10 protein-coding genes are annotated in these 13,348 nt (G+C 34.9%); 4 read left to right on the plus strand and 6 right to left on the minus strand.

Annotated features, from left to right (window positions below; all coding sequences use genetic code 11):
- Positions 1 to 6: 6 nt before the first annotated feature.
- Together R2Q59_RS06330 and R2Q59_RS06335 are read right to left on the minus strand one after the other, a co-directional pair.
- On the minus strand, positions 7 to 1,452 hold the full coding sequence (locus R2Q59_RS06330; protein WP_316784498.1) for a circularly permuted type 2 ATP-grasp protein: 1,446 nt from the start codon (positions 1,450 to 1,452) through the stop codon (positions 7 to 9).
- 159 nt (positions 1,453 to 1,611) lie between these two features.
- The gene (locus tag R2Q59_RS06335; protein ID WP_316784499.1) at positions 1,612 to 3,897 is read right to left on the minus strand and encodes a GH92 family glycosyl hydrolase; all 2,286 of its coding nucleotides are present in this window, start codon (positions 3,895 to 3,897) and stop codon (positions 1,612 to 1,614) included.
- Between the two features lie 166 nt (positions 3,898 to 4,063).
- Here R2Q59_RS06335 and R2Q59_RS06340 point away from each other — a divergent pair, with 166 nt between their 5' ends.
- Both R2Q59_RS06340 and mnmA read left to right on the plus strand, forming a co-directional pair.
- Positions 4,064 to 5,098 (plus strand): LacI family DNA-binding transcriptional regulator, encoded by a 1,035-nt coding sequence (locus R2Q59_RS06340; RefSeq protein ID WP_316784501.1) that lies wholly within the window; start codon positions 4,064 to 4,066, stop codon positions 5,096 to 5,098.
- A 78-nt stretch (positions 5,099 to 5,176) separates the two neighbouring features.
- Positions 5,177 to 6,268: a tRNA 2-thiouridine(34) synthase MnmA gene (gene mnmA / locus R2Q59_RS06345; protein ID WP_316767029.1), complete on the plus strand. Its 1,092-nt coding sequence runs from the start codon at positions 5,177 to 5,179 to the stop codon at positions 6,266 to 6,268.
- A gap of 171 nt (positions 6,269 to 6,439) precedes the next feature.
- Here the strand turns inward: mnmA and R2Q59_RS06350 are convergent, their stop codons facing one another.
- The 4 genes from R2Q59_RS06350 to R2Q59_RS06365 form a co-directional block, all read right to left on the minus strand.
- On the minus strand, positions 6,440 to 7,387 hold the full coding sequence (locus R2Q59_RS06350) for a metallophosphoesterase (protein WP_316784503.1): 948 nt from the start codon (positions 7,385 to 7,387) through the stop codon (positions 6,440 to 6,442).
- The gene (locus R2Q59_RS06355) at positions 7,365 to 8,117 is read right to left on the minus strand and encodes a 5'-nucleotidase (RefSeq protein WP_316784505.1); all 753 of its coding nucleotides are present in this window, start codon (positions 8,115 to 8,117) and stop codon (positions 7,365 to 7,367) included. The genes R2Q59_RS06350 and R2Q59_RS06355 overlap by 23 nt, the downstream gene beginning before the upstream one ends.
- 141 nt (positions 8,118 to 8,258) lie before the next feature.
- Entirely contained in the window at positions 8,259 to 9,029 is a 771-nt protein-coding gene (locus R2Q59_RS06360; RefSeq protein ID WP_316784507.1) for a zinc-dependent peptidase, read from the minus strand.
- A gap of 67 nt (positions 9,030 to 9,096) precedes the next feature.
- Complete coding sequence (locus tag R2Q59_RS06365; RefSeq protein WP_316767037.1) at positions 9,097 to 9,615, minus strand: glutathione peroxidase; 519 nt, start codon at positions 9,613 to 9,615, stop codon at positions 9,097 to 9,099.
- A gap of 310 nt (positions 9,616 to 9,925) precedes the next feature.
- Here R2Q59_RS06365 and topA point away from each other — a divergent pair, with 310 nt between their 5' ends.
- Together topA and R2Q59_RS06375 are read left to right on the plus strand one after the other, a co-directional pair.
- On the plus strand, positions 9,926 to 12,475 hold the full coding sequence (gene topA / locus R2Q59_RS06370) for a type I DNA topoisomerase (protein ID WP_316767038.1): 2,550 nt from the start codon (positions 9,926 to 9,928) through the stop codon (positions 12,473 to 12,475).
- 77 nt (positions 12,476 to 12,552) lie between these two features.
- The gene (locus tag R2Q59_RS06375; RefSeq protein ID WP_316767039.1) at positions 12,553 to 12,957 is read left to right on the plus strand and encodes a hypothetical protein; all 405 of its coding nucleotides are present in this window, start codon (positions 12,553 to 12,555) and stop codon (positions 12,955 to 12,957) included.
- The last annotated feature ends 391 nt before the right edge of the window (positions 12,958 to 13,348 follow it).

Below are 13,348 nucleotides of genomic sequence, written 5' to 3' on the forward strand. Positions count from 1 at the left end.
AACTACTTAGTCTACTACCCAGGTATCTTTACTTCCTCCACCCTGTGAAGAATTAACCACTATAGAGCCCTCTTTTAACGCAACACGGGTTAATCCGCCTGGAACGATTTCAATTCCATCTGGCCCACTTAAGGCGAAAGGTCTTAAATCTATTCTTCTCGGTTGCAATTTACCATCTATGTAGCATGGTGCTGATGAAAGGCTAATGATAGGTTGTGCAATGAATTGTCTTGGCGACTTTACAATCTCTTCACTAAACTCTTTCAGCTCTTGCTCTGTTGCAATATTGCCAATTAACATCCCATAGCCACCACTTTCATTGGTGCGTTTAACAACCATGTTATTTAAGTTTTTTAAGGTGTATTCACGTTCATCTACATTTTCCATCCTATATGTTGGAACATTTTTAAGAATTGGTTCTTCATTCAAATAATACTTAATCATATCTGGCACGTAAGCATAAATCGCCTTATCATCGGCCACACCATTCCCCATTGCATTTACGATGGCTACGTTTCCTTTACGGTAAGCGTGGTAAATTCCAGGAACACCTAACATACTATCTGGACGGAAGATTAGTGGGTCTAAAAATTCGTCATCTACCCTACGATAGATTACATCAACCTTTTTTAAACCTTTCGTGGTTCGCATATATACTTTATGATTATCTACCACTAAATCTCTTCCTTCTACCAATTCTATACCCATTAAACGAGCTAATGTTGTATGCTCAAAATACGCTGAATTATAAATGCCAGGTGTTAAAAGCACAACTGTTGGACGACTTGTATTTCTATTACCCAAACCCAATAAGTTTTTCATTAACAAATCAGGATAATCACTTACTGGCCTTACCTTGTTTTCAGGAATTAAATTAGGAAATAAACGATAGCTGATATTCCTATTCTCAAGCATATAACTTACGCCAGAAGGTGTTCTTAAATTATCCTCAAGCACATAATAAGACCCATCATGGTCGCGTATTAAATCGATGCCGCTGATATGTGTGTAAATGTCAAATGGAACATCAACATTCATCATTTCACGCAAATAACATGGGCTAGAATAAATTAAAGCTGCAGGAATTATTCCGTCTTTAATGATAAACTGTTGATGATAAACATCTTTTAAAAAGATATTAAGTGCCTTTAAGCGTTGCTTGATACCTCTTTCAATTAAATCCCACTCTGCAGCTTGAATGATTCTTGGATAAATGTCAAAAGGAAAAATCTTTTCTATCCCTTCTCCGCTACTGTAAACAGTAAATGTGATACCTTGAGTTAAGAAAAGCTTTTTTGCGAGCTCATCTTTTAGTGCCATTTCAGATGAATTGATATTTTGAAAGGCAGACATGAAAGAATCATAATGTTTCCTGACATTATCATCAACTTTCATCTCATCAAAAACACCATTTATGGTTTTGTACTGCTTAAAATATTCTATATTCTCCATAATGTTGATTAAAATACAAACATTTAGTTCATATAATCAAAAATTAATAGATAATAATCGTAAAAAGATATGATTTTTAATTAAAAATTAAATTATTAACTAAAAAGCCATCAATTATTGATGGCTTTTTATCTTTTTCTTATTTAAAAATATAAAATTCTATGATTTCTTTGGTTTCGCCGACATATAAAATGTCAATTTTCCACCAGATGTGATATCACTATGTTTAATAAATGGTCTAGTTAACTCTTTTCCGTTCAATATAACCTTTTGTACATATACATTTTTATCACTTTGGTTGATGGCTTCTACAGTAAATGTTTTTCCATTTTCTAAATTTAAACTGGCATTATTTACTGCTGGAGAACCTAATGCATATTCATCGCCACCTGGCGAAACAGGATAAAAACCTAACGATGAAAACATAAACCAAGCACTCATTTGTCCGCAATCATCATTTCCTCCCAATCCATCTGGTGTTGGTTTGTATTGCATTTTTAAGATGTGACGAACCTGTGCTTGTGTTTTATAAGCTTGGTCGGTCCAATTATATAAATAAGCAATGTGATGAGCAGGCTCATTCCCATGAACGTAACCGCCAATTATTCCTTCTCGAGTAATATCTTCTGTGTGCGCAAAAAATTCATCAGGCAAGTGCATTGTAAATAAGGTATCTAATCTCGTTGCAAATTTCTTTTTACCTCCCATAGCTTCAATTAAACCAGCAGGGTCTTGGGGAACGAAGAAGCTGTAGTTCCAGCTATTACCTTCAATAAAACCTTGTCCTTCGGTATCTTTACTATCAAACTTTTGCTTAAATGTTCCATCAGCCATTTTCGGACGCATGAAGCCTATCGAAGCGTCATAATTGTTTTTCCAGTTTCCAGAACGTTTGATAAATTCATTATACACATCCACCCTATTTAACTTTTTAGCTATTTGAGCAATTGCCCAATCATCATAGGCATATTCTAAGGTGTTAGAAACAGATATTCCACTTCGCTCTGCAGGGATATAACCCAAATCCATGTAATAACCAATACCTTCATAATTACGCTTTTTTGCAGTTGCGATACATGCATCTAAGGCTTTATTGGCATCACCATTATAAACACCTTTGATAATCGCATCGGCCACAACAGAAACACTATGGTAACCACTCATGCACCAATTATCATTTGCATAATGCGACCAAATTGGCAACATTTTTAAAGAATTTTGGTCGTAATGTGCCAACATAGATTTAACCATATCATTATTACGAGCAGGTTGGATAATATTAAAAAACGGGTGTAAAGCCCTATAAGTATCCCATAAAGAAAAAGTTGTGTAATTTGTAAAGCCATTAGCGGTATGAATACCTTGGTCTAAACCTTTATACTGGCCATTTACATCTGTATAAGTAGTTGGATTGATAAAGGCGTGGTACATTGCTGTATAAAAGTTAATTTTATCATCTTCAGCAGCTGCAATGTTTATTTTATTAAGCTCTTTATTCCATGTTGCTTGTGCTTGCGCTTTTACTTTATCAAAGTCAAACCCAGTAATCTCAGCACGCATATTTTCTAATGCATTCTCTTGACTAACTGGGGATAAAGCAAACTTGATTTTAATTTTTTCACCTTCGTTGGTGTCAAAATCAAAGTACATTCTCACTTTTCTACCAGCTATTTCTGGGAAGTTTTTGCTTTGGTCAAACTTGCCCCAAAAGCCACGATAGGCTTGACGAGCATCATAATTTTTCTGTCCGTAGCTTTTAAATGGTTTAGAAAAGCTCATTGCAAAATAAACTGTACGTGTACGAGCCCAGCCATAAGTCTGACGGTAACCAGTTACCAATGTGTCATTTACTACACGAACGTAAGTCCAAACGGTTTTCTCATCATAATTGTAAATTCCAGCCATTAAATCTAAAATGATATGGCTTTGGTCTGATTTTGGAAATGTATATTGATGCATACCAACTCTACTTGTCGCCGTCATTTCTGCAGTGATGTTGTCATCATCTAATTTTACTTTATAGTATCCAGCTTCTGCTGTTTCGTTTGCATGAGAATAAGCAGAACGATAACCAGATTTAGTATTGCTAGCTGTACCAGGATTCATTTGTAGCTTGCCTTGTGTTGGCATGATTAAAAAATCTCCTAAATCAGAGTGACCAGTACCACTAAAGTGTGTATGGCTAAAACCTACGATGGTTTTGTCTTCATATTTGTATCCAGCACAGTATTTATACACATCACCATTGTACTTTCCATTCATTTCATAAGGAATGGTATCTGTTTCTGGACTTAATTGAACAGCACCAAAAGGAACGGTAGCACCAGGGTAAGTGTGTCCCATTTTTTCGGTACCGATTAAGGGTTTAACATATTTAACCAAATTTTGCTGAGCATTTACTCCAATAGAAAAGAAAATTAGGCAATAAAAAATAATGTGTTTCATGTTTAAAATAACAGTTTGATAATATCGAAAGTCTAAGGTATTAATTTAATACTAAATCGTTTTATTAAATCTTCTGTTTTTATAAAATTGATTGCAAATGTTACAAATCCTAGTCTAGCCAAACATCTAAATGCTTATATTTAGCGCTGCAAGCATAACCATTTAAATGAATACAAATATTACCCTTCGTGATATTGCCAAAGCGCTAAATCTATCAATCTCTACGGTATCTAGGGCATTAACTGATAGCTATCAAATTGGAGAAAAGACTAAGCAAGAAGTTTTAACTTACGCAAAAGAACATCACTATGTGCCAAATAGAATGGCAAGGGGTTTAAAAGAAGGTAAAAGTAGGTCTATCGGCGTAGTTGTTTGTTCTATAGATAACAATTTTATGGCACAAATGCTAGACGGTATTGACCAATATTGCTCTGAACATGATTACCAGCTTATCATGATGCAAAGCAAGGAACTGTTTGAGCAAGAAAAAGCCAATGTAAATCTTTTATATGCCGGTGGTATTGATGGCTTATTGATTTGTCCTTCTTACCAAACCACTGATTTTAGTTACCTTATTAATTTACAAGAATCTGGGCTACCTGTGGTTTTATTCGATCGTTTGAGCGACCATATTGATACCCATAAAGTAGCAGTAGATAATTTTAAAGGCGCTTATGAAGCTACCCAACATTTAATTAATAATGGCTACCGTACCATTGCCCATCTCAATTGGAACACCCAATTAAGTACAGCTACTGAACGTTTTGAAGGTTATAAAAAGGCATTAAAAGACTCCGGAATATCATTTAATAAAGATTTGGTAAAATTTTGTGACACCACTAATGCTGTTACACTAGATGACGAAATAGAAACTGCAATACGCGAATTAATGATGCTTGACGAAGCTCCTCAAGCTATATTTACTGCAACAGATTTAATTAGCACCAAATGTCTGGAGATGTTACACAAATCAGGCCTTCGAGTTCCACAAGATGTAGCCCTCATCGGTTTTAGCAATACGGACCTTGCAGAAGTACTTAATCCTTCATTAAGCACAATTCGTCAACCATCTTTAGAAATTGGACGTTTAGCTGCTAAGCAATTGCTCTCGTTGATTTCTGGCAAAACGAACGAACCTTTTGAAACTATCTTATTGCCTACGCAAATTCAAGTTAGAGCATCAAGCCAAAAAAGCAAGTAGCCTTTTTTACATTGTTCAGACTACCCTTTCCAATTAATTAAACAAAAACCCGTATTTTTGCATCCTTTAATTTAAGTAATGAGTAAACACGGTAGAATTTTGGTTGCCATGAGTGGCGGGGTTGATAGTTCGGTTGCAGCAGTAATGTTACACGAGCAAGGTTACGAAGTAATCGGCCTTACCATGAAAACCTGGGACTACGCCACATCTGGTGGAAGTAGCAAAGAAACAGGTTGTTGCAGCTTAGATAGCATTAATGATGCTCGTACCTTAGCTGTAAACTATGGTTTTCCTCACTATATTTTAGATATCCGTGATGAATTTGGAGATTTTGTAATCGACAATTTTGTAGATGAGTATTTGGCAGGGCGTACACCAAATCCTTGTGTTTTATGTAATACCCACATCAAGTGGGAAGCTTTGTTAAAACGTGCCAATAAACTAGATTGCGAATTTATTGCAACCGGTCATTATGCTAATATCCGTCAGCAAGACAGTGGAAGATATGTAATTTCTAAAGGTAAAGACGAAAACAAAGACCAATCCTATGTGCTTTGGGGTGTATCTCAAGAAAACTTATCTCGTACTAAATTCCCATTGGGAAGTTTTGCAAAGGCAGATATCCGCCAGATGGCATTGGATATGGGACAAGAAGAATTGGCTAAAAAATCCGAGAGTTATGAAATCTGTTTTGTGCCAGACAACGATTATAGAGCTTTCTTAAAACACAAAGTGGAAGACTTGGAAGATAGAGTTGCAGGTGGAAATTTTGTGAATAGCCAAGGTATGATTATCGGTCAGCATAAAGGTTATCCTTTTTACACTATTGGCCAACGTAAGGGTTTAGGGGTAGCTTTTGGCGAGCCAATGTTTGTTACCCAAATTTTACCAGAAAGCAATACTGTTGTTTTAGGCAGAGCCGATGAATTAGAACGTAAAGAGGCAATGGTGAGAAACATTAACTTGGTTAAATACGAGAATATTTACGAGCCAATGGATAATGTGATTACTAAAATCCGTTATAAAGATGCGGGTATGCTAAGCACCATCGTTCAAGAAAAAGACCAAATGCGTGTGGTTTTCGACCATAATGTATCTGCAATTGCACCAGGACAATCAGCTGTTTTCTATGAAGGCAATGATTTGTTAGGTGGTGGTTTTTTGGTTTAAAATTCTTTTGTCATTCTGAGGAACGAGGAATCTCAGCATTGAATACATTTAAATAGATTCTTCGCTGCGCTCTGAATGACAAATCTTCTTTTAAAACATTCCCAAAGGTTATGGTCGAAATAATCCTAAAATCTTTCTATCCTATAAATCTTATTCCAGACAATTAATAAATTAGCTATCCAACTTATTATTGATTAAATAAGGTGTACCCACTTTCATTTTTTTGTCTTTGTAAGGTTCGAAATAATAATCTATCCTTCCTAAGTTAATACCAGCAAATCCAACTTGGTTAATGGTTGTAATTTGTCCATCAAGGTTTTTTACGTCTTCAGGTACATCTAAAAAGGTGTGTGTGTGTCCTCCAATAATTAAGTCTATGTTTCTTGTATTTGCTGCTAAAACCTTATCAGAAACTGAATTATTGCGATAAGAATAGCCTAGGTGAGAAAGACAGATTACTAGATCACATTTATAATCATTTTTTAAGAGTGAAGCAGTTTCATTCGCCTTCACAATCGGGTCGAGATATTGTGTTTCTCCGTAATTTTTAGGGTCAACTAAGCCTTTAAGTTGGATACCCAAACCAAATACACCTATTTTCAGTCCTGCTTTTTTAAAGATTTTAAATGGCTGAGTTGATTTAGAAAGAGCCGTATTTGATAAATCGTAGTTAGCAATTAATACAGGGAAATTTGCGTGAGGCAATTGTTTGTAAAAACCTTCAACCCCGTTATCGAAATCGTGATTCCCTAATGTGGTGGCGTCATATTGCATTTGGCTCATTAGCTTCATTTCCAATTCACCACCAAATTTATTGAAATATGGTGTGCCTTGAAAAATATCACCAGCATCTAACAACAAGACATTTTCTTGCTCTGCTCTGATTTTTTTAATCAATGCAGAGCGTCTTGATGTTCCTCCTAAACCTTGATTTCGAGATCCATCCATCGGAAAGGGCTCTATCCTACTATGTACGTCATTGGTATGCAGAATAGTTAATTTCTGTAATCGCCCGTTGGCAAAAGCATCTAAAGAATTTAAACTTAAAGCAACAGCAGCACTAGCGATGCCACCAGTTCTAATAAAATTTCGGCGATTAATTTTTTGTAATTCTTCCATCTAATTTTGCATTTATTTTATTTCCAGCAGCTTGAGTTTCTTTAACCTCTTTTAATAAGGCATCACGGACCAACAATCCCATATTTTTTCTTGAAATCGGTGTGGCAAAACCCACAGCATCATCTCCACCACTTGCAATATAGTCTGAAGCAACTACCCAATAAGTTTTAGTTACATCAAAAGGTTTACCGTTAACTATAATATTCTGAGGCATCCTATCTTTAATGTTAAACCTCAACCCACTTACAGGTTGACCACCTCTACCAGCTACATAGGTTATCACTTTTAAGGCATCCTCACCTTTTAGATTGAATAAAACCAATTGATTTTCGAAAGGCATTAGTTCAAATATACTAGAAACGGTGATTGGACCTTTTGCAATATCATTTCTTAATCCGCCAGTTGTAGTTGGAAATACAAAATCTATTTTAGGTTCTATCTTTCTTGCTTGATTAAATACTGCATCTGCAAAAAAGTTGCCTAATACAGATTCTGGAACAGTAGAACTTTTAGCTAATAAAACATCTGTATAGCCAATAACTTCATTCATTTCGGCTTCAACCTTAACTTTGTAAGGCATATAAGTTTTAATGATTGAACTGTCTACAGGTAATGAAGAATTAATGTTTTGCTCTTCGCGATTAGATTTTACAACTGCATATTGTGTTGTACAAGAGACAAAAAGAACCAACGAAATAGCAAGAGAATAAATCTTGTTTTTTACAGTCATAAAAGGATTGTTTTGATGAGGCTAAGATAGATGCGATTAGTATGAAAAACCAAATTAAATCGTCACTTCATTGATGGAAGTGTCAGCCTGAGCGTAGTCGAAGACTTGGTTGCCCTTCGACTACGCTCCGGGTGACATGCTCTACACTAGTTTTTGTCCGAATGTTTTACTCAACCTCTGATAAAGTTCTGGATGTTTATCCTTTAGTAATTCTGGTTGTTCAAAAAAGTATTCAGAAACGACAGCAAAAAACTCTGCTTGATTGGTAATGGCATAAGGATTAATGTCAGATTTATCATCTTTTATCCTTTCCATTTCTTCATGCATCATTTTTACCCAAGGCAAGGTATATTCGTGAGCCATTAAGTTTTCTGGCACTCCATCAGTTGCACCATCAGATTTATCTAACAAGTGTACAAATTCGTGAATCGCAGTGTTTTCTTTACCTGCACTTTTAGAAAAGCCGTGTCTTAAAGCAGCTAGTGATAATATCATTTGTCCGTTCATAAAACCATTTCCAACCATTCCCATGATATTTCTATCGCCTTCTTTAAACTGGAAATCTTGATTAAAAGTGTCTGGATACAAAACCACGTTGCTTAGGTTTTTATAATTCCAATCGGCAAAACCAAAAATGGGAATTACAGCGCTCGATGCTACTAATAACCTATCTAATTGAGTAATTTCCAAACCTACACCTTCAATTTTAGTACTGGCTAAAAAATCTGAAACCTTTTGTTCAAACAATGTTTTCTTATTGCCATCAAGGCGGATATAGAAATCTACATTGTTAGTTAATAATTGTTTATCAGCTCTACTTAATGAAACTACAACTAATTTCTTCTTTCGGAAAATAAAGTACAAAGCCACAATAAAAGCAAGGGCAAGAATTAAATAAGGCGTATAGTTCATTGTCAATTATAAACAAAAAATCCCAAAACAATTTTGCCTTGGGATTTAATTAAACTATAAAGAAATATTATAAATTCTGAACGATAGCAGCATCTAAAGGTTTAACTGGAGAACGATAACGATGTACCAATTGACCTTTTTCATTAATTAAGAATTTCTCAAAATTCCATTTAATGTCACCAGTAAAATCAGGATTTTCTTGGCTAGTTAAATAAGAAAACAATGGATTGATATCAGTCCCTTTAACACTTACTTTTTCGCTCATTAAAAAGGTAACACCATATTTCTGCGTGCAGAATTCTTGAATTTCTTTACTTGAACCCAATTCTTGTTCCTTAAAATTTCCTGCTGGAAAACCAATTAGTACTACATTTTTACCATATTGCTTATGCAATTTTTCTAAATCTTCATATTGAGGAGTATAACCACATTTAGAAGCTGTATTTACAATTAAGATTTTCTTTCCTTTAAACTTAGAAAGTTTAACTTCTTTGCCATCAAGAGTTTTAAAAGAAAAATCATAAACAGATTTAGGTGGATTTGGAGCAATCCATAAGTTTAATAGTAATAATAAGGTATTGATCATTGCTTTAGTTTTAGTTTGTGAATTGTTTTATTACTGGATTGTTAAATTTGTTAGCACAACATTTATCTCAAATCTCATATCTAACTTCTTATATCTCTATACGAAGATACTTACTAATTAGATGTGATAAATAATTATATCGTAAAGAAATTGATATTTTAAAAAATAAATTAAAAGGGTATTCTACAAGGTTTAAGGGATGTAAAAGAGCGTGTTGCACATCAAATTCGAATACATTTTTTAAAATAATTGCTATACCAATTTTGATTTTAGACTTAATTATAGTTTTATTTGCAGAAAAACGTTCTGAATGGCAAAAAATTTACTAATAGTCGAGTCACCTGCAAAAGCTAAAACCATAGAGGGTTATTTAGGGAAGGATTTTTTGGTTAAGTCTAGTTATGGTCATATCCGCGACTTAGTAAAAGGCGATATGGGAATTGATATCGAAAATGATTTCTCCCAAACCTATGAAGTTCCTGCCGATAAAAAAGCAGTTGTTGCAGAACTTAAAAAATTAGCTAAACAAGCCGAAATGGTATGGTTAGCATCCGATGAAGACCGTGAGGGAGAAGCCATTTCTTGGCATCTATACGAAACTTTAGGCTTAAAAGAAAGCAATACAAAACGTATTGTGTTTCACGAAATTACTAAACCAGCAATATTAAAAGCAATAGATAATCCGCGTACCATAGATTATAATTTAGTTAATGCGCAGCAAGCTCGTCGTGTTTTAGATAGATTGGTAGGTTTTGAACTTTCTCCAGTTTTATGGAAAAAAGTTAAACCTTCTTTATCTGCTGGTCGTGTTCAATCTGTTGCAGTGCGATTAATTGTGGACCGCGAACGTGAAGTAAATAAATTTAACAGTACAGCTGCATTTAAAATAACTGCACAATTTACTACTGGAAAAGGCAAAGAAATTGTAAAAGCAGAATTGCCACAGCGTTTTGAAAAAGCCGCAGATGCAGAAAAATTCTTGCAGGATTGTATCAATGCAGGTTTTGCGGTTAGTAATTTAGAGGTAAAGCCAGCAAAGAGAAATCCTGCAGCTCCTTTTACAACCTCTACCCTACAACAAGAAGCCTCTAGAAAATTAGGTTTCTCTGTTGCAAGAACGATGCAGATTGCACAACGTTTGTATGAAAGTGGTAAAATTACTTACATGAGAACAGATTCTGTTAATTTATCTGAAACTGCTATCGCTGCAGCATCGGCTGAAATTAGGTCTGCTTGGGGAGAAAAATATCATCAACCTAGAGTTTATAAAACAAAATCTGCTGGTGCACAAGAGGCTCACGAGGCCATACGTCCAACCTATTTTAATCAACACAGTGTGGATGGAGATAACTCTGAAAAACGCCTGTATGATTTGATTTGGAAACGTGCCATCGCTTCTCAAATGAGTGAGGCTATTTTTGAAAAAACCAATGTTAATATTAGTATTTCTACTAGAAGAGAAGAATTATTAGCTGAAGGTGAAGTATTGAAGTTTGATGGCTTCTTAAAAGTTTACCTAGAATCCACTGATGATGAGGATGAAGAAAATGAAGACAACAACTTACTTCCGCCATTAACAAAAGGGCAAAGTTTAATATTAAAAGAATTAGCAGCGACAGAAAGATTTTCTCGTCCGCCAGCAAGATATACTGAGGCAAGTTTAGTTAAGAAATTAGAAGAACTAGGCATAGGCCGACCATCTACTTATGCTCCAACCATTTCTACGGTACAAAATCGTGGTTATGTAGTTAAGGAAGACAGGGATGGTAGAAAAAGAGAATTTGTAAGTATGGTTTTAGCTAATGGAAACATTAGTAAAGTAACCAAATCTGAAATAACAGGTGCAGAAAAATCGAAGCTCTTCCCTACCGATATTGGTGAAGTTGTAAATGACTTTTTAGTAGAACATTTTAAAGGTATTGTAGATTTTAATTTCACTGCTAAAGTAGAAAAGCAGTTTGATGAGATTGCACAAGGTTTACAGGAATGGACAAAAATGCTTCATTCTTTTTATACCCCTTTCCATAGCGAAGTAGAAAATACTTTAGAAAATGCAGACCGTGCAAATGGTGAACGTTTGTTAGGAATTGACCCAACAACTGGTAAAAATGTTTATGCTAAAGTTGGGCGTTATGGCCCTTTAGTTCAAATAGGTGACCTATCTGATGATGAGGATGATAAACCTCGTTATGCAAGTTTAGGTAAATCTCAATCTGTGGGAACTGTTTCACTTGAAGAAGCTTTAGACCAATTCAAATTACCTTTCCAATTGGAAGATTATGAAGGTAAGGAAGTTTCAGTAGGTGTTGGTCGATTTGGACCTTATGTGAAATGGGGCGATGCTTTTATTTCAATTCCTAAGAACGAAGACCCGTTAACGGTTGACCAAGCTAGAGCAATTGAAATTATTGGTGAGAAGGTTACTGCTGATGCTCCAGTTGCTGAATATGAGGGATTACCTGTTACTAAGGGAACTGGAAGATTTGGTCCTTTCATTAAATGGAATAGCTTGTTTATCAATGTACCTAAAGCTTACAATTTCGATGCCTTGTCCGCGAATGATATTAAAGAGCTAATTGAGAAGAAAATCGAGAAGGAAAACAATCGCTATATCCAACAATGGGAAAGTGAAAAAATTGCCATCGAAAACGGTCGTTGGGGACCTTTCATCCGTTTCGGTAAAGAAATGCTGAAACTAAGAAATAATCCTAAAACTAAAGCAAAATATACAGCAGAAGAACTAGCTGAAATTCCTTTGGATGATGTTAAAAAATTAATCGTTGAGCAATTGCCAAAAGCATTTGACGTTAAGAAAAAAGCACCAGCAAAGAAAAAAGCGGTAGCTAAAAAAAGTAGTTAAACTATAGTATTGTCATCCTGAGCCTGTCGAAGGACATTTCGACAAGCTTAACGTGACGTTCCTTTTTTATTTAACTTATGAAAGCAGATTTACCAGAAAATATAGTCGAAGATGTTGCCATTGCAATTGCTTTGGTCGGAGAAACCCCAGAAATTGGTAGTTGGACGGTTTATGTAGTGAATTATAAAAACGAACCCATAACAAATGTCTTAATTACTTCTAAAGGTTATGGTGAGAAAGATGGTAAACAAGTAAAGACTTCACTTTTAAGGCATTTTATTGGCGATTTAAATGCAAATTCTTTTGCAGGTGTTGAAGCAATTGACCCTGCTGTTTTTGGTTTGACTAATGAATATTGGCTTAGTTATTACATCGGTAAAGAAATTTACGACAAAAAATTCATCTTCCTTCCAGAAAGTATTGTGGAGAATAACTTGATAAGGGTTCCAGTTTTGAATATGCCCGGAGTGATGATTAAATAGTATTGAGAAGTGCGTATTGCGTAATGAGATAAATATTCCATTACCAAAGCAAATGTGCGTTACAATCCAAATCAATGACAACAGGTCTAAAAATCGAAAGAATAGCATTAGTCGTAATTAGATATGTTCTAATATTGTCAAACCTTTTAATGTTGACATCATTAGTTCTTAGGGTTATTAATGGACCAATTAACGCAGAAAATTATTATAACCTACACGCCATCATCTTATGGTATAGCATCATAATTTCATTCTGTTCTATATTTATAAGTTTGCCAATTTTAGTTATAATTCATTTTTACAAAATCAATAAATCTCTTAGCTTAAAGATTGATTTTACATTATTGGCAATACTGTCATTAAGCATTCTTGCGATTTTTATTTTTTCCGC

Origin of the sequence: Pedobacter frigiditerrae (assembly GCF_032678705.1) — a bacterium.
Classification (GTDB): domain Bacteria; phylum Bacteroidota; class Bacteroidia; order Sphingobacteriales; family Sphingobacteriaceae; genus Pedobacter; species Pedobacter frigiditerrae_A.